Here is a 24,507-nt window from a genome sequence, read left to right on the forward strand (position 1 = left end):
TACGATTATGAAACGACTATATTGGATGCTTTTGCTGGGCGTCGTTGCCCTGCCCTCCTGTAACAACCTGCTGGACGAAGAGGTAGTGAGCGGTGTAACGGATGATTTTTACAATACGAAGGCCGGCTTTGAATCGGCCGTCAATGCGGCCTATGTGGGCATGCGTTCCTTCTACAGCTCGGAGCGGGGAATGACCCTGACCGTCTTCGGCACCGATACCTATACCAACGGATCGGATGGCGGCTTTAAATATGTCAATCAGTATACGGCGCAGCTGGATGCGCGCTATGCGCATGTGAACGAGGTATGGAACGATTTCTATGTGGCCATCAATACCTGCAACGCGGTGGTGGACCGGGCGGATACCATTCCGGACCTGGATGAACAGACCAAAAATGAACGGGTGGCGGAAGCCCGTTTTCTGCGCGCTCACTATTATTTCATCCTCGTGCAGCTTTTCGGCCCGGTGCCCCTGAAGGTACATGAGAATACCAAGATCGAGACGGAGGCTACCCGCGCCCCGGTGAAAGAAGTATACCAGAGCATTGTCGGCGATCTGCAGTATGCGGTGAAAAATCTTCCGGAGAGCCAGCCCGAGGTTGGCAGGGCTGCCCGGCCGGCTGCCGAGCAGCTGCTGGCCCGCGTCTATCTTACCCGCGCTTCCTCGGCTGCAGCGGAGGCGGACGACTATGCCCATGCCGCCGAATATGCCGGCCATGTTATCCACAACTATGATTTCCAGCTGCTCGATGATGTGGGGAAGGTGTTTGAACAGGGAAATGAGCATAATGCGGAATCGGTCTGGACCGTGCAGTATACCACTGATCCCCTGTACAACAACGACGAGGGCGTTCGTAACGACAATACCAGCGAGAACTATGCCTCCCGTTTCTTCCTCATGCAGTACGATGTGCTGCCGGGCATGCTCCGCGACCTGAAGAACGGCACGCCCTGGAAGCGGTTTACCCCCACACCTTTTCTGCTGGATACCTTGTACAGGGACCGGGTGAATGACGACCGTTATGATAAATGGTTTACCTCCGTATGGTATGCCAATAACGCCGGCTCCATCCCCCAGGATCCGGCTACGCACCAGCCGAAATTCAAAGTGGGAGACACGGCCATCTGGCTGCCGGGGCATGAGGTCAGCGACGCCTTTATTGCCTCCAAGCCCTACCTGGTGGTGCCGCCGCGCAACTACACCCAAAAGCTGTATCCTTCGCTGAACAAGTTCGACGATGCCCTGCGCGCCGACAACCAGGCTTCCGGCGTCCGGCCTTTTATCGCCTTCCGGCTGGCCGAAGATTATCTCATCGCCGCCGAAGCGCTGATGAAGACGGGCAAAACCGCCGAAGCGGTACGGTACATCAATACGCTCCGCGAAAGAGCGGCAAAGCCGGGCGCTACTCCCGCCGAGACCGGGGAACATAAAAAAGCGATGGATATTACGGCAGCTCAGCTGAATATGGATTTTATCCTCGATGAACGGGGGCGGGAGCTGATCGGGGAACAATTCCGCTGGTTCGACCTGGTGCGTACCCATCAGCTGCTGACCCGCGTGAGGGCTTATAATCCCGACGGCGGCCCCAATATAAAAGACTTTCATGTGCTGCGGCCCATTCCGCAGGATCAGATCGACCGTACCACCAACGAGTTTCCGCAAAACGAAGGTTATTGATATTGCTAAAGTTATGTGTTAACTTCATGGCTGCTTTAAAACTACTCCATGCGAAAACTCAAGTCTTTTCTCCTGGCCGGCGCCGGGCTCTGCTCCGGTACCCTCGCTGTTGGCCAGCATGTGCAGCTGGTTTCCCATCCGGATGCCCATAAAGTGGATGTGCTGGTGGGCGGGAAACCTTTTACCACCTACCTCTATCCCGATACCCTTGAGAAGCCGGTGCTGTATCCGCTGCGGACGGCAGACGGACAGATCGTCACCCGGGGCTTCCCGCTGGACCCGCGCTCCGGCGAGCCTACCGACCATCCGCATCATCTCGGCATGTGGCTCAACTATGAAAGCGTGAACGGGCTCGACTTCTGGAATAATTCCTATGCCATCCCGGCGGAGAAAAAATCCCATTACGGCTGGATCCGCCCCCAGCGCATCCTCGAGGCCCGCAGCGGGAAGAAGGGCGTGCTGAAGGTCACGGCGGAATGGCAGCAGCAGGACAGAACCGTGCTGCTGAACGAGCAGACCACCTATGTATTTTCCGGCGATGAACACCGGCGCACCATTGACCGTATTACCACCCTTACGGCGGTACGGCCGGTGACCTTTGCCGATGTAAAGGACGGCATGCTGGGTATCCGCGTCGCCCGCGAGCTGCAGCTTCCCGAAAAAAAGCCCCAGCAGTTTGCCGACAACAGCGGCAACGTCACCACCGTGGCTGCGGATAAAGACGATGTGGCCAGCGGCGATTACCTGACCAGCGAGGGAAAAACCGGCGACGACGCCTGGGCTACGCGCGGGCGCTGGTGTATGCTGTTTGGTAAAAAGGGGGGCGAAACGGTGAGCATCGTCATCTTCGATCATCCCGGCAATCCCGGCTATCCCACCTACTGGCACGCCCGCGGGTATGGTCTCTTCGCGGCCAACCCGCTCGGACAAAAGGTATTCAGCAAAGGAAAAGAAGCCCTGAACCTGCAGCTGCAGCCGGGGCAGTCCGTAACTTTCCGGTACCGGGTGCTGATCACCGACGGGGATGCGCCGCCCACGGCCGCGCAGCTGAATAAAATGGCCGACGTCTTTGCCAAAGCATCCGATTAGCATTGGGTTTATCCAACCGCTTGCCGTATCTTTGCGCGAAATTTCCGGATACGGGGATTGTTTTATCCGTAAGTAGTTAATTATTAAGTACATAATATATGCCCGGCCAGCTAAAAGAAGTACGTAACCGCATCAGTTCCGTTCGCTCCACCCAGCAGATCACCAAGGCGATGAAGATGGTGAGCGCCGCGAAGTTCCGCCGTGCGCAGGACGCTATCCTGCAAATGCGGCCCTACGCGGAAAAGCTGCAGGAGATGCTGCAGAACATCGTCAGCAACAGCGACGGGGATGTGGATCTGCGCCTGGCCCAGGAGCGCCCGGTGGAGAAAGTGCTGCTGATCGTGGTCACCTCCGACCGCGGACTGTGCGGGGGCTACAATGCCAATCTTATCAAGCTGGCCAAACAGACGATCCGGGAACGCTATGCCGCGCAGTTCGAAAAGGGAAATGTGACCCTTATGCCGGTCGGGAAAAGGGGAGCCGATCATTTTGCCAAAAACGGATTTAAGCTGGACACCCGCTTCCGGGATCTGCTTATCGATCTCTCTTTCGAAAGGGTACAGCAGGCTGCCGCCGCCGCCATGGAAGGATTTATAGCGCAGCAGTACGATGTGGTGGAGATCATCTACAGCCGCTTTGTGAATGCTGCTGTCCAGCACTATGAAGTAGAGCGTTTTCTGCCTATTCCCCGCATCCAGCCGGAGCCCGAAGCCGGTAAGAAAGCGCTGAAGGCCGCTTTTATCTTTGAGCCGGACGAAGCTTCGCTGATCCGGGAGCTGATGCCGCGGATCCTGAATACCCAGCTGTTCAAAGCCACGCTGGATGCATGGGCATCCGAAAACGGGGCCCGCATGACTGCCATGGACAAGGCCAGCGAAAATGCGGATGAGCTGCTCCGTTCCCTCCGTATTTCCTATAACCGTGCCCGCCAGGCCGCGATCACTACCGAGCTGACGGAAATCGTCAGCGGTGCCGCCGCCCTGGCCGGATAATTCACAAATAATCCACAGCGGTTGAAATAATTTTTTCAGAAAGCGTCAAAGGCTGTATTTTGGCTTTTGACGCTTTTTTTTACAGGCCCTCTTCCCACCGCCAGACACGGGTCAACGGTATGACCTTACAGGGGACGGTAAAAGCCGCAAAGAACGAAAAGAACCATGGAGATCACACAGATTATCCCGCATGTGGAAGCCCTGATATTTGCTTCGGACCGGCCGCTGCCGGCGCTGGAGATCGTAGAACTGCTGAACAATGCCCTGGGCTTTCTGGAAGATAAGGCTACGCTGGACCAGGTAGAAGCCGCTGTATCCGCCATCCGGGAAAAATATGCCTCGGAGTTTTATGCGTTTGATATCCGGCAGAGCGGCGGCGGGTACCAGTTTCTGACCAAACCGGAATATCATAAGGCCGTAGCCCAGCTCAACGGCGATAAATACCTCAAAAAGCTATCGCCCGCCTCTCTCGAGACCCTCGCGATCATTGCCTACAAGCAACCCGTTTCCAAAGGCGATGTGGAAAGCATCCGGGGGGTGAGCGCCGACTATGCCATACAGAAGCTGCTGGAAAAAGAGCTGATCGTTATTGCCGGGCGTAACGAAGAATTGCCGGGCAAGCCGCTGCTGTACGCCACTTCCCGGTCTTTTATGGATTATTTCGGGCTCAATTCACCTGCCGACCTGCCCCGTATCAAGGAGATATTCTCCCCTGCAGATGCTGCGCCCACAGACCTGCGTGCGCCGGAAGCCGGTGCGGAAAACCAGGAAGGGGTGGTGCTCAACGGGGTACACCTTTCCGTATCGGAAGGCGGACGGCTTACTGCTTTCCCGCAGGAAGCCGAGCCGGAGACTGCCGAGCATACCGGGACGGAAGAAGGGACTGATATTTCGGAAAACGGGTCCGGATCTCCGGAAGCGGAGCAGCCCGGCGCCGATGATCAGCCCGCGGCGGAAGATGAGGCCGGATTGTTTGCCGGAGAAGCGTCGTTCGCGGCGGAAGCGCAGTCCGAAGAAGAAGCGCGCCGCGCCGGGGAAGATGAGCCGGCAGGGGAGGAGGATGCGGCGGACGTTACAGCAGAAGATGCAGCTGCCGGAGAAGATGCGGGAGACGCCGATACCGGGGAAGATGGAGAAGATGCGGATGCTGCAGAAGAAGAGGAGGATGAGGAAGACAGGGAAGATGAAGGAGAAGAAGATGATGATGATGGAGCGCCCGGTACGGATAAGGATAACGCTGCTTAATTTTGTGCAAGCATGTGGCTGGATATTTTTATAACCATATTTCTGGTATTGCTGAACGGATTTTTTGTGGCGGCGGAATTTGCCATCGTAAAGGTCCGCTCTTCCCAGCTGGATACCCGTCCCGGGATTTCCAAGGCGCTGGCCAACACCACAAAGGGCATTCTGCAAAGACTGGATCATTATCTTGCCGCTACCCAGCTGGGCATTACCCTCGCTTCGCTGGGGCTCGGCTGGATCGGGGAGGATGTGGTAGCTGCGCTGCTGGAACAGCTGTTTACCGGTCTGCATCTTAACCTCTCCGAGCACCTGGCCCACCAGATCGCCCTCCCGGTGGGTTTTGTGGTGATCACCATGCTGCATATCGTGTTCGGGGAGCTGGCCCCGAAATCCCTGGCGATCCGGTATGCCACATCCACCTCGCTGCTGATCGCGTTCCCCCTGAAGATATTCAATACGGTCTTCCGTCCCTTTATCTGGCTGCTGAACGGCATCGCCAATATGGTATTGAAGCTGGCGGGCGTGAAGCCGGCCAAGGAAGGAGAGACCTATTCCGAAGAAGAGCTGAAGCTGATCGTATCGGAAAGTCACGAAGGCGGAGCCATCGATGAAACGGAGCGGGCGCTGATCCACAATGTATTCGATTTTGATAACCGCCGGGTGAAGGAAATACTTACCTACCGGAAGAATATCGTAGCGGTGGACGACCGTCTTTCCCTGCAGGAGGCTGCCGCCCTGATGCTCCGCGAAGATTACTCACGGTATCCTGTATACGAAGAAAACCTGGATCAGGTTACCGGTATTATCTTTGCCAAGGACGTGCTGCGCGCGCTTTATGAGGTATCTGAGGAGGATGCTGGCAAAAAGACGCTGAAGGATTGCGTCCGGAAAGCTTATTTTATCCCCGAGAATAAAAAGATCAAAGACCTGTTGCGCGAATTTCAGCAGCAAAAGCAGCAGATGGCCATCGTGGTGGACGAGTTCGGGTCTGTTCTCGGTCTGGTCACCATGGAGGATATCCTGGAAGAGCTGGTGGGTGAGATACAGGATGAATACGACGACGAAAAGCCGATCGTCGAAAAAGCGGATAAATATACCTTTCTGGTGGATGCGCAGAATGCAATTTCCGATATCAACAAATACCTGCCTTACGATCTGCCGAACAGCGATGAATACGACACGCTATCGGGCCTGATCCTGAATATCCACAAAAACTTCCCGCAGAAAAACCAGCGTATCCATGCCGGGGATTATGAGATCACGATCCTGTCCACCGGTGAAAAGTCGGTCGAAAAAGTGCTGCTGCAGGTGGTTGCCGACCGGCGGGACCCACCGGGGGGGTAAAAGGCGAAAGGTAAAAGGTAAAAGGCGAAAGACGGCTCATCCGAGCTGTATCTGCACGACCTGTTTGCGGGATTTTGTCTTCATCTTTTCGGGGATAATGGCGGATACCTCTTCCCGGAAAGCAGCGATGAGCGCCTGCTTGATGAAGTGGCGGTGGGTGACCAGGCTGATCTCCCGCACCGGTTCCGGCGAATGGAAATAACGGATCATTTCGAGACGGGCGTTTTCCAGCTCGGTAATGGAGAGCTCGGGCAGCACCGTCCAGCCCCGGTTTTGCTCCACCATCCGTTTGAGCGTCTCCACGCTGCCGGTATTGTAGGCAAGGTTGCGGTCCCCGTATTTATCATTGTGCTCCCTGCAGAGGTTCAGCACCTGGTTGCGCATGCAGTGTCCCTCGTTGAGCAGCCATACGTCCCGGGTGGTCAGCTCCGAGGCCTTTACCACCTTTTTCCGGTACAGGGGATGATCCGGTGAGGTGTATACGACAAAGCTTTCGTAGAACAACGGTTGCTCCCTGAGCTGCGCATCCTCCAGCGGAGTGGCCAGCACGCCGCAGTCCAGCCGCTCCTGCTTCAGCTGCCGGCAGATTTCTTCCGTATTGTATTCCCATACTTCCAGCTTTACGGCGGGGTATTTGGGCGTAAACTGCGCCACCAGCGGGGGAAGCAGGTAGGGAGCCAGGGTTGGGATGATGCCGACACGCAGCGTGCCCTGCACCTCCTTTTTGTAATTGTCTATGATCTCCCGTACCCGGGCATTCTCCTTCAGGATGATGCGGGCCTGCTCGATCACTTCCTCGCCGATCTCTGTAGTCGTCACGGGCAGCTTGCTGCGGTCAAACAACTTTACCCCCAGCTCATCCTCCAGCTTCTGGATCTGCATGCTCAGGGTGGGCTGCGTAACAAAACATTTCTCTGCGGCGGTGACAAAGCTGCGATAGGTGTCCACGGCCACGATATACTCCAGCTGAACGGCGGTCATGTCGCAAAGGTATAGATAAATCCTATACTTTAGAATATCTTATACCGGTATTTGATATTGTCGGTGTTGTGCTGCAGCTCGCTGATGTTGATGGAGGCGCGGATATCGGTTACCGCTTCATCCTTGAGGCTCCTGAATTCGTCCTGTTTTTGCTTTACGATGTTTTTATCGGCGAGCCCGTTGTCCTGGGCGATGGTCAGGGCGCTGTTGACCTTGTCGTAATAGGTATCAAGCAGGGTGAAGTATTCGTTGTAAAGATTTTCAAATCTTTTTGTCTGCAGCACGAGGTCTTCCAGCTGGTTGTTGGCTTCCTTCAGGCTCATGTTCTCGCGCAGCAGCTTTTCATAATCCAGCTTGCTTGTTCCGGGAATGGTATACTTTTTCTCCAGTTCGGCAAAGAACTTTTCTGCGCTTTCCTTATTGAATTGAATGAAATATTCGTTCAGCACCACGCCCAGCGGTTTGTTGTCCGCCTTTTTGGGCAGGGCCATACCGAGGGCGCTGGCCGTAAACTGCAGGTGGTCGAACATGTTCTGGTGCAGCAGGTTGAGCTGGTCCTTGTTGAAGTTCAGCCCATACTGGAATTTCTGGTTGCCCTCGTTCAGCGCAGTATAATAGACTACGTATTTGTTCAGCTCCTGTTCAAATTTTTTCAGGTTTTTCTCATTGATGGCCTTGTTGTTTACGCTTACGCTGTGAAAGAAGGTCATCACCGAATTGGCGATGCCCAGCGGGGGCGTCAGCGCAGTCAGGCTTTTGAAGATCGGGCTGTTGATGATGGAGTTGGTGGCATCCACGATCTTTACGTTGCGGTCGTTCCGGTCCGCCTTGCCTTCCAGCACGATCGTCTTCACCATATCGAGAATGCGTTCGCTGAAGGAGAAGCCCAGCATCTTGCTTTCGGGGTTGTTCAGCGAGGAGATAAAGACGTCCAGGTTATTGGTGGTGGTACGCGATTTAAGATCGATGATCTTTTTATTGAGATAGTAATACGTTTCCGAAGAATTGATCAGGTTGTTTTTCAGCAGCTCATACTTGGTGCGGTTGTCGATCTGCTTGCCCTGCATAAGCCCCTGGATAGCGGTGGAGTTCTGACGTTCGTTGTCCGAAACTTTCTGTATGCTGTCCAGCAGCTTCCGTATGGTGGTATCCTGATTCTGGTAAACGACGCGCGGCAACTCGGCCGCGGAACTGTCCTGCGGATGAATAGTGGTGTCTGCCTTTACGGCTGTGCGGGCCTTTTCTGCCGCAGACTGCTTCTTCTGGGCAAACAGCGGCATATGGCAGGTAGCTAGGATCAGCGCAATAAGAAGTAGCCTTGCTTGCATGAAAACGAGGTTATCTACTGATAATTAAAGGATTTGACGGCCTAAATTCATGCTAATTACCAAAGGCAAACGTACATAAAATTTTTACATCCACCAATCTCAAACTGGGAAACCTCGCCAGAAACCGGAAACTGAAACCTCAAACCGGAAGCCTCCTACTTCAGGATCACGGTGCCGAGCCTGCCGGTGATCTGGTATTCCATTTCCTTGAGGTGCCGGTGCAATTGCAGGCAGCTCATCTGCTCTTCGGGGGTAGCGGCTTTTTCCATATCCTGCTGGTTTTCATTCAGGAGGCGTTTTATCTTTTTCAGCAGCAGGTAATTCAGCGCAGAGCTGACATCCTGCTTGTAGACGCTGTCCCGATGGGTAACCTCTATCTCGTGCATATCCTTCCAGTTGGGACTCACCTCGTACGGGAAATGCAGCACGGCCACAGCCAGGCTGCTTATCTCCGGGTCGGCATGATAGATGAAAAAGCGAGTCTCCGGCTGCTGTCCGGCCTCCACGAGCGCCTTGTAGCTTTCCAGGATGCGGCGCACTACGGCATTATCGATGAGGTCGTATTCCAGCGGGGCCTCGAAAATATGCTGCGCCACGGTGCTGTGCTCATCCCAGGCCCTGTGTCCGTGTTCCAGCAGCACCCTTACCAGACCGCGCTCCTGCTTATCGTCCTGCAGCAGCAGCTCGGCTCCGTCTTCCGCCTCTCCGGGCATTTCCGTTGCAGGTGCGGCCTCCGGCAGGACGGCGGCAGCGGCGGGGTTGCGGGTGCGTTCCTGCTTCTGCAGCCTTTCACGCAGATGCTTGTTGACCAGCGATACCAGCCCCTGCTCGTCGATCTTCAGTATTTCGCTGCACTGCCGGATATAGTCCTGCTGCAGGGTAAAATGTTCGGTTTTATTGATGCGTGAGATGGTTTCGGCCAGCTGGTTGACCAGCTCCGATTTCCGTTTCGGGTCGTTACCGGCTTCCTCCAGCGAGACTTCCAGCTTGAAAAAGATAAAATCCTTTTTGTGGGTGCGGATAAAGTCGCGGAAAGCGCCTGCGCCGATCCGCCGCACATAGCTGTCCGGGTCTTCCTTGTCGGGGATAAGGGCCAGCTGGACGTTCAGTCCTTCTTCCAGGGCCAGGTCGAGGCCGCGCAGGGCGGCTTTTACCCCGGCGGCGTCGCCATCGTACAGGATGGTAAGATTGCCCGTATATTTTTTGATCAGGCGCAGCTGGTCCGGGGTGAGCGAGGTACCCCCCGAGGCTACCACGTTTTCGATGCCGGCCTGGTGCAGGGAAATGACGTCGGTATACCCTTCCACGAGCAGGCATTCGTCGGCCTGGCTGATGGCCTGCCGCGCGAAATAGGTGCCATACAGGAGCTTGCTTTTTACATACAGCTGGTTTTCCGGGGTATTGATGTATTTGGGCGCCCGGTCGTTGCTTTTCAGTATCCTGGCGCCGAAGCCGATCACCTTGCCGGTCTGGTTATGCACGGGGAAGATCACCCGGCCGCGGTAGTTGTCCGCGGGTTCCCCGTTGCGCGTCACCACCAGCCCCGTTTTCTGCAGATATTCGATGCTGTAGCCTTTTTTCAGCGCTGCCCGGGCAAAGGCATCCCGTTTGTCGGGATTGTAACCCAGCTGGAATTTCCGGATGATGTCCTCGCTGAAGCCGCGTTCCTGGAAATAAGAGAGGCCTACGGCCTGTCCTTCTTCGGTTTCAAAAAGGGTATGAGAAAAATATTCTTGCGCAAACTCGTTGACGATATGAAGGCTTTCGGCCAGCTGGCGCTGGGCGACGATCTCGGGGCTGAGCTCCGTTTCCTCCACTTCGATGTTGTACTTCTGGGCCAGCCAGCGGATGGCCTCCACATAGGAATACTTTTCATGCTCCATGATGAAGCCGATGGCATTGCCGCTGCGGCCGCAGCCAAAGCACTTGTAGATTTCCTTGCTGGGGGAAACGGTAAAGGAAGGCGTTTTCTCGTTATGAAAAGGGCATAGCCCCAGGTAGTTGGCGCCCCGTTTCTTGAGCTTCACAAAATCTCCTACGATATCCACGATATCGATGCGGGACAGGATCTGCTGTATGGTATTTTCCGAGATCAGAAGGCGGCGGTTTGCACCATAAAGGTGCGATTTTCTCTCAAAAGGGACAAAAACCGGCATTCCGGAAAGCGGATTTTTCTCCCCGGTATGCCGGCGCGCTGTCGGGCAGTCCCTTACTTGCCATCCCCGTCCGTATCCGTCTTATCCCTGATCTCTTCTTCTTTCAGACGGACCTTTTTGCCTTTTTCGTCAATATAATACTTCCGGTCTTTTTTGTCGATATACACCGTTTCACCGTTGGGACCTTCTTTTCCCTTATAGACCTTGTCGGCGACAGCTGAGGCCCCTTTCGAGGCGGTGGAGGCGGCTTTGTGACCCGCCTTTTCGATCTTGTGACCCGCCTTTTGAACAGTACTGTCTATACCCTGCGCAGAAGCGGATACGCCGGTGAGCACACCGGAGAGGGTCAGGGCGGCGGCAAAGAGCAAGCCCCGCCATTTTTTTGTGTTGTCCATAACCTTGGTTTTTATGCTTGTCTGTTCCTGTATATCCAAGAATGGTGCCATGGCGGGCATTTTTCCTTATATTTAGGGGTAGAAAACAAAAGCACCTTTATGGCATTTATCGATTATTACCAGGTGCTGGGCGTAAGCAGACAGGCAACGGAAAAAGAGATCAGGGATGCCTACCGCAAGCTGGCGCGGAAATATCATCCCGACCTGAATCCGGGAGACAAGGATGCAAAACAGAAGTTCCAGCAGATCAACGAGGCAAACGAGGTGTTGGGCGACCCGGAGAAGCGAAAAAAATACGACCGTTACGGGGAGGAGTGGAAACATGCGGAAGCCTATGAAAAGGCCGGTGCGCGTCCCCATCCGGGAGGCGGGCAGGAGCAGTCCTTTTCGGGAACGGACGCCGATACCGATTTTTCGGAGTTCTTTTCTTCCATGTTCGGCGGTGGGGGCGGGGGCGGCAGCCGGGTGAGGTTTAAGGGCCAGGATTTCCACGCTGAGCTTCAGCTGGGCCTGGAGGATGCTTACCATACCCATAAGCAAACCCTTACGGTCAACGGTAAGCATATCCGGGTAACCATTCCGGCCGGTATTGAGAACGGGCAGACCATCCGTATCCGCGGATACGGCGGAGCCGGCGTCAACGGCGGCCCCGCCGGCGACCTCTATATCACCTTTGCGCTGGCGGATCACCCCCGCTTTAAAAGGCTGGGGAACGATCTCTACACAACGGTGGACCTGGACCTGTACACCGCATTGCTGGGCGGGGAAGCCATCGTGGATACCCTGGACGGAAAGGTGAAGCTGAAGGTAGCTCCTGAGACGCAGAACGGCACGAAGGTACGGCTGCAGGGGAAAGGCTTTCCGGTGTACCGGCAGGATGGAAAATACGGCGACCTTTTTGTAACCTATTCCGTACGCTTACCGGTGAACCTCACCGAAAAGGAAAAGCAACTGTTCCGGGAGCTGGCCGGTCGGCAGTGAACCGCCGAAGGGACCAACCGGATCATTAAATTAAGATCATGCAGAAAGATGAACTGATACCGCTGGAAGTATTCTGCACCCGCTGCAGCGTGGAAGCAACCTTTGTCCGCGCCCTGGAAGATTCGGGCCTGATAGAAGTGGTGACGGTAGCCGAAAGCGCCTTCATCCGCCAGACCGCCCTGCCGGAGCTGGAGAAGCTGTCGAGGCTGCATTACGATCTCGACATCAACCTGGAAGGCGTGGAAGCCATCAGCCACCTGCTGCAGCGGGTCCGGTATCTGCAGGAAGAGATTACCGCCCTGAGAAACAAGCTCAGGATGTATGAAGGAGAAGATTAGTATTAGTCAATAGGGGGTTCGGTTTCTGGCTTCGGGTTCCAGTTTGAGGTTCCGGTTGATTTGATGATTTGGAGATTTGATGATTTGGTGATGGAGTAATCATCAAATCAGCACATCATCAAAGGCGAAGCCTTCACTGAGACAAATAAAAAAACATTATGCACGAAGTAAATTATCAAATTCATTAACTGCCTTTCGCCTTTCGCCTTTCACCTTTCGCCTTTCACCTTTCACCTTTGACCTACCCCTTTAGGGGATTAATCCTTGTCCCACCACAGCGGGGTCGCAATATTATCCGGGCCGTTAAGCAGGCTCTGGCCCTGTTTCAGCGCATTGGCATCGTTTTGCTGTTCTACCGTCGGATAGGGAACCCTTTTGATAAAACCCTGCGGCAGATCCGCATTATCGGATTTTACCACCGGGTATTGCCTGGGATAGCCGGAACGGCGTACCTCGGCCCAGGCTTCAAGGCCGTCCGGGTACAGGGCCAGCCATTTTTGCAAACCGATCTGTGCCCGTTCGGTAGCTTCGTCCTGCGCCCATTTCACGGTAATGGCAGGATCCACCGGAGGGGATTGCTGGTAATCATCCGGCGCAGCAGGCTTTTGGGTGCTGCTGATATAGCTGCTGATCTTTGCAGCATCTGTGACGCCCCATTGTTTCAGGCTGGTCTCGATTCCTTTCTCATACAGTTCCTGGGCGTTACCGTCCATCTCCCACCCGTTGAGGGCTCCTTCGGCGCGCAGGAAATACGCCTCGGCGGCATGCATGATATCCATGTGGCGGGTATTGTCCGGTATCCAGGTGGACCCATCCCAGGTGATCCAGCTCTTCCCGATCTGAGAAGTATAAGCCGGTGTATTGGCGTCCTTGTTCAGGTCGGTGTTCTCCTGCCCGTTGCGCAGGGAGGCGTATTTTCCTGTCTTGACGGCGGGCTGAAAATAATTTTCCAGGCGGGGGTCGTCAAATCCCTTGAGGTAGGAAAGCATGGTGGAGCTCATGCTGAATTCATTCCAGACGGCAATATAGGCGAGCCCGTTAACATCTGTTCCGTCGAGCGTCTTGTACATATAGGCATCGTCGGCGATGTCTGTAAGGACTCCATCTCTGACGGCGGCTTCGGCTTCCTTTTTCGCCCTTGCCGGGTCCACTGCCGAGATCCGCAGGGCCAGCCGCAGGCGAAGCGTATTGGCAAACTTGATCCATTTGGCAACGTCCCCCGAATAGATAAGATCGTAGTCGCCGTACAGGCTTTCCCCGCCGTTCTTTTTCAGGATCTCCACAGCGCCGGTCAGCTGCTTGAAAAAGTCGTCATAGATCTTATCCTGCGGATCGTATACCACCGTAGTATCCATGCCGGCCATGAAATAAGGGACCGGACCATAGTAATCGGTGAGGCGGTGAAAAGCGAATACCCACACGATACGGGCCAGCGCGTTCTCAGTGGACGAGGTGTCGGTGTTTTCGAGGACAGCGCGCAGCTGGGGGGCCACCTGTGTATAGACGTTCCGCCAGCCGATATCCAGCCAGTCGTACCGGATAGAATAGCGGTCTGTCTGGAACCCGGTGGAAGTGGTAGCGTAGTACTGGGCATAGAGATCGGCAAAGAGATTCTGTGCCGTCTGGTAAGAAGAGCCTTTGTTGGAAGATGCGGCTTCCGCAAAAGAAAAAAGGTAGGGTACCTGTTGCTTGTCCACATCTTTCAGCTTGGTATGATCGGTGTTGATCTTGTCGAAATCCTTGGTGCAGGCGCCCAGCAGCAGGACGGTGCCGGTCATCAGGATTGCGCTGCGGTAATATTTTCCGAGGTATAGCATAGGACAAATTGTGTGTTAATCAATATATGCAGCGGGTGCATATCAAAATGACAGTTTTACGTTCAGTCCGAAATTTCGCGATATCGGCGGCATACCCGATTCGATTCCCTGAGAGTTGCCGGCGCCCAGGCTTACGCCCGGGTCTACCGGGATTTTTCGTTTGCCGATTCCCGGGATATCCAGGACAGATTCTCCACGGTACAGGAAAAAGAGATTGCCGCCGGTGAGCGATACTCTGGCCATTTTCAAAAAGCCTTTGTTGAGATTAAACGTATAGCCGAGGGATATTTCCCGCAGCCGGAAGTTGGTGGCGTCATAGGTAAAGAATTGGGTCCAGGCCGCCCTTCCGCCCTGCGATACTGTTCCCCAGAATTGTTCGGCGTCAATGGCCGTTGTGTTCTGGCTGCCGTCGGCGTGCACGGCATTGAGCACCAGGCCGCCGTCGCGGTATTTTTCGGTATAATCCCGCAGGCCGAAGAAGGCCAGGTAGGAATCGGTTCCGGAGATCAGGCTGCCGCCCACCTGTCCGTCGATGAGGAACGACAGGGTGAAATTTTTATATTGAAAGGTATTGGACCAGCCGAGGTTGAAGTCCGGGTTGAAATTGCCCACCTTTTCGTTTGGCGTGATTACCGGCAGTCCGTTGTTGTCCACCAGATAGCGGCCATCGTCATCCTTGGCCCATACCTGCCCGTAAAGGTCCCCGTATGCGCCGCCCTCTTTTACCACTACCTGTCCCAGCCGGGCGCTGCCGGAAAGCGTAGCCTGTATGATTTCCGGCGCCAGCAGCCGGATCACCTTGTTTTCATTGCGGGCGAAATTGACCGTGGTATTCCAGTTGAATGTTTTCCCGGCGACCGGCGAGGCGTTCAATACGATCTCTACCCCGGTATTCTGCACATTGCCGGCGTTGATATAGCCCGTGGTGAATCCCGTGGGCACCGGCAGCCCGAGCGTGAGCAGCTGGTTGATGGTGTTGGTTTTGTAAAAAGTGGCGTCTATGCCGATGCGGTTATCGAGGAAGCGCCATTCCGTGCCCGCTTCAAAAGAGCGGGTCTGGGCGGGCTTCAGGTTGGGGATGTTCTGGGTAACGTCCCGGCTGATATAACCGTGGGTGCCGCCCGGCGAAAAGGAATAGTACTGGTCCAGCCGGTAAGCGCCGGCGCCGTTCCCGACGAAAGTATAAGAGGCCCTTACCTTGGCGAAGCTGATCCAGGACGGCAGGTGCATCATATCGGACAGTATAGCGGTGATCCCTGCTGAAGGATAGAAATAGCTGTATGGCGGCGGCAGCGTGGAAACCCAGTCGTTCCGTGCGCTCAGGTCGAGGTACAGGTATTGCTTAAAGCCCAGCTGGGCGGTGCCGTAAACAGACTGCATCACCGAGCGTGAGATGCTGTATGTGTTGGCCGGGTTCGATGCATTTTGAAGGGTGAACAGGTTGGGGATGTTCAGGCCATTGGCAGTAGCATTGGTGGCGTTATATTTTTGATCCAGTATGCTGGCGCCTATATTATAATTGAGGTCGAAGGAGGGAGAGAGCGTGTTGTCGCCGCTCAGCAGCAGATCGATATTCTGCTCCGAACGTTCTGCATGGTTGCGGAAGAACTGTCCTCCCGTCTGGGTGGTGGGCTGTACGGTATGATCGTAAAAAGAGCCCGTGGTCTTGTCCGTATAACGGTCCAGCGTATATCGCGCCTGGATGCTGAGCCAGTCGGTGAGCTGGTATTTGGCGGAGCCCAGCAGCGTGATGCGGTCGCGATCCTCATTATAGGAGGTGCGATGGGTGTACCAGAGCGGGTTCATGTATATGGAAGGGTTGGAGGTAGGCCAGGGGGCGGGGATGGGCTGTCCGGATACAGGGTCCGTATCCTCAAAATGCTTCAGGCTGTCAGGGCTCAGATCACGGGGCATGATGAACGCGTTCAGGGGAGTGCCCGTTTCCCCGAGACGGGGTTTGTTTTTTATGGACTGGCTGACATAAGTAAGCTTGGCATCCGTGGTCAGCTTGTCGGTGATATGCGTATTGATACGCAGGTTAAGGGTATTCCTGTTCAGCTCGTTTCCGGGTATGTTGCCGGTAGCGTAGTTATTGGTATATGAAGTATAGGCCTGTACTTTTTCGGAGCCGCCGGATATATTGACGGTATTGTTGACCGTATTCGCGGTATTGAAGAAATCCCTTACGTTGTCCGGATAGGTTTTTGTTTCCGGTCCCCAGCTGGCCCCGGTGCTGTAGGGACTTTCGGGGGCCGTGCCGCCGTTGCCGCGGCCGTAGGAGTTCTGGAAAGGTATCAGCAGGTAGGGCGGCTGCATCGTGACGCTGCCGCTGTAGTTTACCGCTACTTTCCCTGCAGCACCTTTTTTGGTGGTGATCACGATGGCGCCGTTCCCGGCGCGGCTGCCGTACAGGGCAGTGGCGGCAGCTCCCTTCAACACGCTTACCGATTCAATATCATCCGGGTTTATGGTGGCGGTGCCATCTCCTCCCGTATATCCGTTGGAGCCGCCTGTTTCATCGGTCGGCTGGGAGCCGAACGAGTTATCCACTGCCACCCCGTCGATGACCATCAGGGCGGTATTGCTGTTGCTGATGGTACGGTTGCCCCGCAGCACTACGCGGGTGGCGCTGCCGGGCCCGTCGGCAGAAGGGGTGACCACAGCCCCGGCGATCTTACCGGCGAGGCTGTTTACCACGTTGGCATTCGGGTCTCTTACTTCGGTGAGCTTGCTTCCCTGTATCTGCTGCAACGCATAGGTAAGTGTTTTGGTTTCCCGTTCAATACCCAGCGCCGTGACCACCACGGCCTTAAGCGACTTGCTTTGTTGGCCGAGTTTTACGTTAAGAAGCGTATCCACTACTGTGCGCCGGACTGTCTGGTAACCGGTAAAGGAAAAGATGAGGGCCGCGCCTTTGGCGGCCTGGATATGGAATTTGCCGGCAGGATCGGTGGCCACGCCGTTCGGGGTTCCTTCCACCGCAATGTTTACGCCGGGCAGGGGCGAATTTGTTGCGCTGTCTGTTACGGTACCGGAAATGGTAAGGGCTTGTTGTGCAGCGGCCTGCTGCGTCTGCGCCAGCAGGATGGTCAGGATCAGGCAAAAATATCCTGTTAGCAGCCGGCAGGGTTTGAAGCTCATAAGCGTTGTTTTGATCAGTTTCAATGTAGGATTACAGGGCATGCTACGCCTATAAGAACATACCAGGCATGTTCACAGACGTCTCATCTTCCGGCGGTATATGTCCCGCGGTATAGAGAATCAGTGTTTATATATGCGTTATCGTTAGCAACAAGAACAACAGCTCATAACTTTCCTTTGAAAGATGTACATTGATTTCTGAACAAGATTTGACCGGCGGTCAACGGGATACCTGCATAATCTGTATGGAAAAAGACGGCAGGGATTTCAGGCTAAAAAATGCAGTTGTGACATTGCCGCAAAAAAGATACCAAAAACGGTAACGTACCCATTTTTCGTTCTTTTTTGTGCTTCAGCCTGTGGAGTGAGGCTCCTGCGGTTTATTTTGCAGTCTGGTAGAACTCGTAATTTTCTTTGGTGATGATGTCGATAGGCATAAAATGCACCTTCTCGATCTGTGTCCCCAGCACGAGGTGATCGTACAGGGCCATGGTGCCCTGGTAGCCTTGTTCTTCGGGCTGCTGGCAGATGAGGAAGCTGATGGTTCCCTTCTCCAGATACCGGACATTTTCTCTCAGGAAATCATATCCGATAAGCAGAATATTTTCGAGGCCGGATTTTTCCAGAAAAGAAGCTACGGTGGATACCCGTGAGTTCGTTACGAAGATGGCCGTGATATCCGGAAAGTCCCGCAATGTTTTGGACAGCTTCCGGGATACAGCCTGATAATGGGTCTGACGGATATCCAGCTTGATGATTTCCTGCGGGCTGCCATGGTCTTTGAAATAACTCCTGAACCCGTCTTCTTTTCTCAGCAGGTGATGATGGTTGTCTATCTCCCGGGAGATATTTACCACCAGCGTTTTTCCTTTTCTGGAAGTGCCAAGGTTAACGAGGTGGGCGCCGAGATAGCCGCTCTGAAACAGATGAGGGCCGATATAGCAGAGGCTGTCCTGCTGGGGGATATCCGAGTTGATAAAGACGTAGGGGATGTTGCGTTTCCTGCATTCCTCCGCGAAGTGAACGGCTTCTTCAATAAAAGACGGGGCCATGAGGACGCCATCCGTCTTTTGCTTCAGGATAATCTGGGTTTGCCGGGTAAACGATTTTTTGTCGTTTAGATCATAAAAATAATGATCCACGTTGATGCCGTATTGTTTTATCGCTGCGGTAGCACGCTGTATGCCGTTGAGCGGCGCTTCCCAGTAATCGGTTTCTTCGGATACGCGCGGGATGAGGATGGCGAAATGAAATACTTTCCGCGAGGCCAGCCGGCTGGCCAAGATATTGGGCTGGTAGTTCATTTCCCGGATGATCAGGTCGATCTTGCGGCGGGTTTTCTCGGATACTCCCGTACGGTTATGGATCACCCGGTCCACGGTAGCGATGGACACATTGGCCCGGCGGGCGATTTCCTTTACACCGGAGCTGGTGGATTTTTGCTTCATATATGCCGTGCTTTTATATACCGTTTTTAAGATGGAGCTCTGCTGTCTTTACTGTTTTTCCCGCCCCGATCCTTGCGATCATCATTCCTGCTACCGTATCGCCGGTGGCGTTCAGCAGGGTGGCCAGCGGATCCACCAGCGTTCCCACGATCATCACGGCAGGCAGGGCCGCCGGCGGAAAACCGTACACCGAGATCACCAGCAGCTCACCGATATAGCCCCCATTGGGGATGCCGCCTTCCACGATACTCACGATCACCGTTATCCCAAGGGCCAGCAGGAGGGTGTCGGCACCCGAGAAGCTTTTTCCGAACATCGCAAATACTACCGCTATCTTGACGATGGAAGAGATGCTGGAGCCGTCTTTATGTAAAGTAGCGCCCAAAGGTACTACCATATTGCCAATATGTTCGGGTATACCCATCTTCCGCGCGGCTTCGAGATTGGCCGGTATCACCGCGATGCTGCTGCAGGTGCCTATGGCCGTCAGCCCCGGCAGAAGATTGTTCCGCCAGTACCGGCTGATGCCGGCAGCCCCTCCGCCGATAAAGGCATATACGCTGAACAGGACCACGAAATAAAACGTGCCGAACCCGTAGTACAGGGCCAGCGACCGGGCATAGGTGCCGAAGAGCTGGGGGCCGAACACTGCCGCCTGGTAGGCAAAATAAGCACCCAGGCCCAGCGGGGCGACCTTCATCACCAGCATGAGCAGCTGCTGCATCACCTCGTCGCCGGATTTCAGGAAGGCGCGGAAAGCGCTGCCGGCTTCCCCGGAGCGGAGGGCGGCAAATCCGGTCAATACGGAAAACAGGATAAGCGCCAGCATATGGCCGCGGGACAACAGCTCATAAAATTCGCCTGTGCTGATCAGGCCCGTGATCTGCTGTCCGATATCCTGCTCGCGCAGATCGGCAGTAAAGGCAGGATCGTTAACCAGAGACTGGTGTATGGGGAACAGCTTTACGGCCAGGATGGTCAGGATCGCCGCAACCAGCACGGTAGCGATAAAGACGGCGATCATCAGCATGAAAAGACGGCCCAGACGCTGAGAACGGTCGATATGGGCGATCGCCGAAGCAATGGCAAAGAATACAAGGGGGATCACCGCCGTAAACAGCAGGTTCAGGAAGATGTCGCCCAGGGGCTTGACAAACTTCACCTCGTTTTTGAAAAGCAGCCCGAAGACGCTCCCGGCGAGAATGCCGCCGAGCAATAGCAGGATACTCCCGTAATTCTTGAAGAAGCCGTGCTTTTTTGCTGCAATCATTAATCTAAGTTAATGGTTTAGGGCAATATGCAGGCTATAATCTAAGTCAATAGTTTAAGGCGGTAAAAGACAGGAGGGTTACCTTCTGCTTCCGGATCGGGGCGGCAGCCCGAGGATCCGCGGAAGAAAAACAGAGAAATGTCCCCCTCAGAAATGATGACGCACAAAGGCCTCAAGCGCAGCATAATGCGGCAGCCCGAGCCTGTCATAAAGCTGGGCGGTAAAAGCGTTCCGCTCCTCGGCCCGCTGCCAGAACTCGCGGGCGTCCGATCCCTGGAAAGGCACGTTGTCTTTCTGACTCTGGTGGATAAAGATGCCGTTCCTTTTCTGGATGACCTGTCCCGGGCTCATCGGTACCGCCATTTCTATTTCGTAAGGCTCCCATTCCGCCCAGGCGCCGCGGTACAGCCATACCCAGCAGTCCTTCATGAATTCCTCCTGCTTGAGCCGGTCGATGGCTTCGAATACGATATCCAGGCATATCTTATGGGTGCCGTGCGGATCGGCAAGATCCCCGGCGGCATAGATCTGATGCGGCTTTACCCGGCGGATCAGGTCCATGGTAATGCGGATATCCTCTTCTCCCGGCGGGTTCTTCTCGATCTTGCCGGTTTCATAGAAAGGCAGGTTCAGGAAATGGATATGGTCGTCGGGGATACCCACATAACGGCAGGTGGCTTTGGCCTCACAGCGGCGGATCAGCCCTTTTATGGCGCGGATCTCCGTAGTGTCCATATCGCTCGGCCGCTTGGTCCTCAGAAAGGCGCGGGCGTCTTCCATGATCTCGGAAACATGACTTTTGTCGATCCCGAACATATCGTCGAAGCCGGCCACGAAGTCGATGAAGCGGGTGACAAATTCGTCCCCCACGGCAATATTGCCCGAGGTCTGGTAACCCAGATGCACCTCGTGGCCCTGTTCATGCAGGCGGATAAAAGTACCCCCCATGGAAATGATATCGTCGTCCGGATGGGGTGAAAACAGGATTACCCGTTTGCTGGCGGGCTCCGAACGTTCGGGGTGGTTGGGGATATGCACATGTGGCTTCCCCCCGGGCCAGCCGGTGATGCAGTTTTTCATCCCGTTGAACACCATCAGGTTGATATCGTACGAAGGACCGAAATGCACCAGCAGGTCGCTCAGGCCGTGATCGTTATAATCGTTGTCCGTCAGCATGAGGATGGGCTTGTTCACCGACAGGGCGAGGGTGGATACCGCCTTGCGGATCATCTTCGGCGTCCACTCGCATTCGCCGGTGAGCCAGGGCGACTTGAAGCGGGTCAGCTCGGCGGCGGCCTGCTCATCGAGGACAAAGGTGCAGTCAGGGTGCTGCTGCAAAACGGAAGCGGGCACCTGCTCCGTGTTGTGACCCTCCACGGCCCGCTGCACAACGGGCGCCTTGTGCTGGCCCCAGGCCAGCAGGATCACCTTCCGCGCCAGCAGGATATTGCTGATCCCCATGGTGATGGCGAGGCGCGGCACCTGGGCCATGTTGGAAAACTCGTAGGAGTTGGCCAGCCGTGTAGTGTTCTCCAGGGCGATCAGGCGGGTGCGGGAATTGACGTTTGAGCCGGGTTCGTTGAAGCCGATGTGCCCGTTGTTGCCGATGCCGAGGATCTGCAGGTCTATTCCCCCCGCGGCAGCGATCTTTTCTTCATAGGCCAGACACCAGGCCTTTACCTGGTCTTTGGGAAGGGTACCGTCTGGGATATGGATGTTTTCCGGACGAATGTCCACATGGTTAAAAAGCTGTTCCTGCATAAAGCGGTGATAGCTCTGCAGCGCATCGGGCTCTATGGGATAATATTCGTCCAGGTTGAAGGTGATCACCCCCTCAAAGCTCAGTTCTTCCTCCTGATGCATGCGCACCAGCTCGGCATACAGGTTTTTGGGTGTGGAGCCGGTGGCCAGGCCAAGCACGCAGGGTTTACCGGCGGCCTGCTTCTCCCGGATAAGGGCGGCAATGGTCCGGGCTACCGATTCGGATCCTTCGCGGGCATTTTTAAAGATCTGTACCGGTATTTTTTCAAAGCTGTCCGTCAGGTCGATGTCCGCTGTGTTGGGTTTGGGATTCAATAGTCTAAGGTTTAAAGTTTAAGGTCTAAAGTCGATCTGTCTGAAATGAAACTTGTTCCGGTTTCGGGTTTGAAGTTTCTGGTTTCTGGTTTACGTCGTTCACAAAGAGTTTTAGCGGTCTCCGTGAAACGCAGTTCGGCAACGCCATTTAAAAATAATTCAATCCCGTTGCCAATGCGGTGCATTTATCTCGCGTACTATGATTTTTAAAGGCCTCGATGAAGGCTCCGCCTTTCTGGTTTGATAAAGTCATCATCAAATCAGCACATCATCAAACCCTTAAAATGCCTTTCACCTTTTACCCTTCACCTTTTGCCTTTCTTTTACTTGGGGGTTCCGGTGCTGTCGGTTTTGAAGATATCAAAATAGCTGGTGCCCCAAAGCCGGTAGCGGGCATACTGTGTTTTCAGTCTGTCGGTGAAATCGTTGAAATTCTTTTTTTCTTTCGGAGACCAGGCTATTTCCGCCAGCGCCGCCGCCCGGGGGAATAGCATATATTCCACTTTGGAAGGCCAGGCGATATATTCCGTCCAGAGATTGGCCTGTACGCCTTTGATATACTGCGCCTCATCGGCAGTCAGCTCCTTGGGGAAGGGCTCGTAGCTGTATACCTTTTCCAGGGGCAGGTTCCCGCCGATGGACAGGCTGTCGTGGTTGTCAGACTGGTAATAATCCAGATAGCAGTAGGTGGTGGGGCTCATGACCACATCGTGGTGCTGCTTGGCCGCTTCGATACCGCCTTTTTCGCCCCGCCAGCTCATTACCGTGGCATTGGGGGCGAGTCCGCCTTCCAGGATCTCATCCCATCCGATGATCTCCCTTCCCTTGCTGTTCAGGTATTTTTCGATGCGCTGTACAAAATAGCTCTGCAGCCCTTCTTCGTTTTTTAATCCTTTTTCCCGGATCAGCTTCTGGCAAAACGCGGAGCGCTTCCAGTTGTCCTTCGGGCATTCGTCGCCGCCGATATGGATGTACTTGGACGGGAAAAGCTGTATCACCTCGTCCAGCACGTTTTCGAGGAAGGTAAAGGTGTATTCGGTCGGCGCATATACGTCCTGGAACACACCCCAGGTCTGTTGTACCTGCTTGCCGGTACGGGGGCCGTTCCAGGGGGTCTTACCGATTTTGGTAGATTCGTTGGGGAAGCAGCTCAGCTGCGGATAGGCGGCGATGGCCGCGGAGGAATGGCCCGGCATCTCGATTTCGGGGATGATGGTGATATACCGGTCTGCCGCATACCGTACGATGTCTTTGATCTGCTCCTGCGTATAGAAGCCCCCGCTGCGGGTTTTATCATTTCCGTCCCCGGGGTGATGGCCGATGATGGTGCCGTTTCTCCAGGCGCCGACTTCGGTCAGGCGGGGATATTTCTTGATCTCAATACGCCAGCCCTGGTCTTCCGTGAGGTGCCAGTGGAAGGTGTTCATCTTCTGCAGAGCCAGATAGTCGATGAATTGCTTGACAAATGCAGTATCAAAGAAATGACGGCCGCAGTCGAGCATCATGCCGCGGTAAGCAAAACGCGGGTGATCCGTTATCTTCACCGCAGGGATCTTCAGTGACTGGGAGCGGTCCGGCGGCAGGAGCTGGATGAGCGTCTGCATACCATAAAAAACGCCTTCTTCATTGTCCCCGTTGATGTTCACCTTGTCGCCCGTCACCTCCATATTATAGGCGCCCGGGATTTTGTATTCTATTTTCTCGTAATTGAGCACGACCACGTTGGAAGCAGGAATATCCTCCCCGTTTTTGCTGAGGTCCTTTACCTGCAGCTGAAAGCCATAGTACTTTTGCAGATAAGCGTTAAAAAACCGTATGGATTTTTCCAGACCGGTGCCTGACATCACCAGCATGGTAGAGGGGTTGATGGTGAAGTGCCCGGCCTGTTTTTCCACTTTTACGGGCGCCGGGATGATGCTCACCGGGGCCAGGCTGCTGTCTGTGTCAGTGCCGCCGCCGGAAGTGCTGTTGGAAGTGCAGGACAGCTGGGCCAGGGGCACCAGTAACATAAGCAAGCAGGTATGCCTGAATCGAAACATGGTGAAAGGTTTTACAGGTGACGGCGCAGACGGGTTGTCCCGGAGGCCGGATTCGGGTTAATCGGTTATAAAGCAAAGCAAGTCCAAAAGAACGACAAAAATATTTAAAATGCGGCAGGACAAGGGGCTCTTTTTTTAAAAGCGCAGAAAATTGCTTGGAAATGTAAATTATTTTATAATTTTACACCCTCA

At 54.6% G+C, this 24,507-nt stretch carries 17 protein-coding genes; 7 read left to right on the forward strand and 10 right to left on the reverse strand.

The features are described from left to right. Positions 1-7 precede the first annotated feature (7 nt). The 5 genes from ABD851_RS04830 to ABD851_RS04850 all read left to right on the forward strand — a co-directional run bounded on the left by ABD851_RS04830 (position 8) and on the right by ABD851_RS04850 (position 6,345). Positions 8-1,678: a RagB/SusD family nutrient uptake outer membrane protein gene (locus ABD851_RS04830; RefSeq protein WP_344976215.1), complete on the forward strand. Its 1,671-nt coding sequence runs from the start codon at positions 8-10 to the stop codon at positions 1,676-1,678. Between the two features lie 48 nt (positions 1,679-1,726). Further along, a complete protein-coding gene (locus ABD851_RS04835; RefSeq protein WP_344976220.1) occupies positions 1,727-2,767 on the forward strand; it encodes a DUF6807 domain-containing protein in 1,041 nt (346 codons plus the stop codon). 98 nt (positions 2,768-2,865) lie between these two features. Next, positions 2,866-3,759, forward strand: a complete 894-nt coding sequence (gene atpG, locus ABD851_RS04840; RefSeq protein ID WP_344976225.1) for an ATP synthase F1 subunit gamma — start codon at positions 2,866-2,868, stop codon at positions 3,757-3,759. A 165-nt stretch (positions 3,760-3,924) separates the two neighbouring features. Further along, on the forward strand, positions 3,925-5,004 hold the full coding sequence (scpB, locus tag ABD851_RS04845) for an SMC-Scp complex subunit ScpB (RefSeq protein WP_344976228.1): 1,080 nt from the start codon (positions 3,925-3,927) through the stop codon (positions 5,002-5,004). A gap of 12 nt (positions 5,005-5,016) precedes the next feature. Beyond that, positions 5,017-6,345 carry a hemolysin family protein gene (locus ABD851_RS04850; protein ID WP_344976231.1) on the forward strand — a complete coding sequence of 443 codons (1,329 nt, stop codon included), beginning with the start codon at positions 5,017-5,019 and terminating at the stop codon, positions 6,343-6,345. Positions 6,346-6,381: 36 nt separating this feature from the next. Here the strand turns inward: ABD851_RS04850 and ABD851_RS04855 are convergent, their stop codons facing one another. The 4 genes from ABD851_RS04855 to ABD851_RS04870 form a co-directional block, all read right to left on the reverse strand. Next, positions 6,382-7,326: a hydrogen peroxide-inducible genes activator gene (locus ABD851_RS04855; RefSeq protein WP_344976234.1), complete on the reverse strand. Its 945-nt coding sequence runs from the start codon at positions 7,324-7,326 to the stop codon at positions 6,382-6,384. A 29-nt stretch (positions 7,327-7,355) separates the two neighbouring features. Next, on the reverse strand, positions 7,356-8,654 hold the full coding sequence (locus ABD851_RS04860) for a hypothetical protein (protein WP_344976238.1): 1,299 nt from the start codon (positions 8,652-8,654) through the stop codon (positions 7,356-7,358). A gap of 155 nt (positions 8,655-8,809) precedes the next feature. Continuing rightward, the gene (dnaG, locus tag ABD851_RS04865; protein WP_344976242.1) at positions 8,810-10,810 is read right to left on the reverse strand and encodes a DNA primase; all 2,001 of its coding nucleotides are present in this window, start codon (positions 10,808-10,810) and stop codon (positions 8,810-8,812) included. A gap of 53 nt (positions 10,811-10,863) precedes the next feature. Beyond that, positions 10,864-11,205, reverse strand: coding sequence for a hypothetical protein (locus tag ABD851_RS04870; RefSeq protein WP_344976246.1), 342 nt, complete (start codon positions 11,203-11,205; stop codon positions 10,864-10,866). Between the two features lie 99 nt (positions 11,206-11,304). Here ABD851_RS04870 and ABD851_RS04875 point away from each other — a divergent pair, with 99 nt between their 5' ends. Continuing rightward, positions 11,305-12,186: a DnaJ C-terminal domain-containing protein gene (locus tag ABD851_RS04875; protein ID WP_344976249.1), complete on the forward strand. Its 882-nt coding sequence runs from the start codon at positions 11,305-11,307 to the stop codon at positions 12,184-12,186. A 38-nt stretch (positions 12,187-12,224) separates the two neighbouring features. Beyond that, the gene (locus ABD851_RS04880) at positions 12,225-12,524 is read left to right on the forward strand and encodes a chaperone modulator CbpM (RefSeq protein ID WP_344976252.1); all 300 of its coding nucleotides are present in this window, start codon (positions 12,225-12,227) and stop codon (positions 12,522-12,524) included. A 257-nt stretch (positions 12,525-12,781) separates the two neighbouring features. Here ABD851_RS04880 and ABD851_RS04885 read toward each other — a convergent pair whose 3' ends face one another. From ABD851_RS04885 to ABD851_RS04910, 6 genes are all read right to left on the reverse strand, one after another. Beyond that, entirely contained in the window at positions 12,782-14,341 is a 1,560-nt protein-coding gene (locus ABD851_RS04885) for a SusD/RagB family nutrient-binding outer membrane lipoprotein (protein ID WP_344976255.1), read from the reverse strand. A gap of 42 nt (positions 14,342-14,383) precedes the next feature. Further along, on the reverse strand, positions 14,384-17,482 hold the full coding sequence (locus ABD851_RS04890; RefSeq protein ID WP_344976258.1) for a SusC/RagA family TonB-linked outer membrane protein: 3,099 nt from the start codon (positions 17,480-17,482) through the stop codon (positions 14,384-14,386). A gap of 380 nt (positions 17,483-17,862) precedes the next feature. Beyond that, complete coding sequence (locus ABD851_RS04895; RefSeq protein ID WP_344976261.1) at positions 17,863-18,930, reverse strand: LacI family DNA-binding transcriptional regulator; 1,068 nt, start codon at positions 18,928-18,930, stop codon at positions 17,863-17,865. Positions 18,931-18,943: 13 nt separating this feature from the next. After that, a complete protein-coding gene (locus ABD851_RS04900; protein ID WP_344976264.1) occupies positions 18,944-20,200 on the reverse strand; it encodes a dicarboxylate/amino acid:cation symporter in 1,257 nt (418 codons plus the stop codon). Between the two features lie 147 nt (positions 20,201-20,347). Continuing rightward, positions 20,348-22,276 (reverse strand): glucosamine-6-phosphate deaminase, encoded by a 1,929-nt coding sequence (gene nagB / locus ABD851_RS04905; RefSeq protein ID WP_344976270.1) that lies wholly within the window; start codon positions 22,274-22,276, stop codon positions 20,348-20,350. A gap of 323 nt (positions 22,277-22,599) precedes the next feature. Continuing rightward, positions 22,600-24,315, reverse strand: coding sequence for a beta-N-acetylhexosaminidase (locus ABD851_RS04910; RefSeq protein WP_344976273.1), 1,716 nt, complete (start codon positions 24,313-24,315; stop codon positions 22,600-22,602). Positions 24,316-24,507 lie beyond the last annotated feature (192 nt).

Origin of the sequence: Compostibacter hankyongensis (genome assembly GCF_039541075.1) — a bacterium.
GTDB classification, from domain to species: Bacteria; Bacteroidota; Bacteroidia; order Chitinophagales; family Chitinophagaceae; genus Compostibacter; species Compostibacter hankyongensis.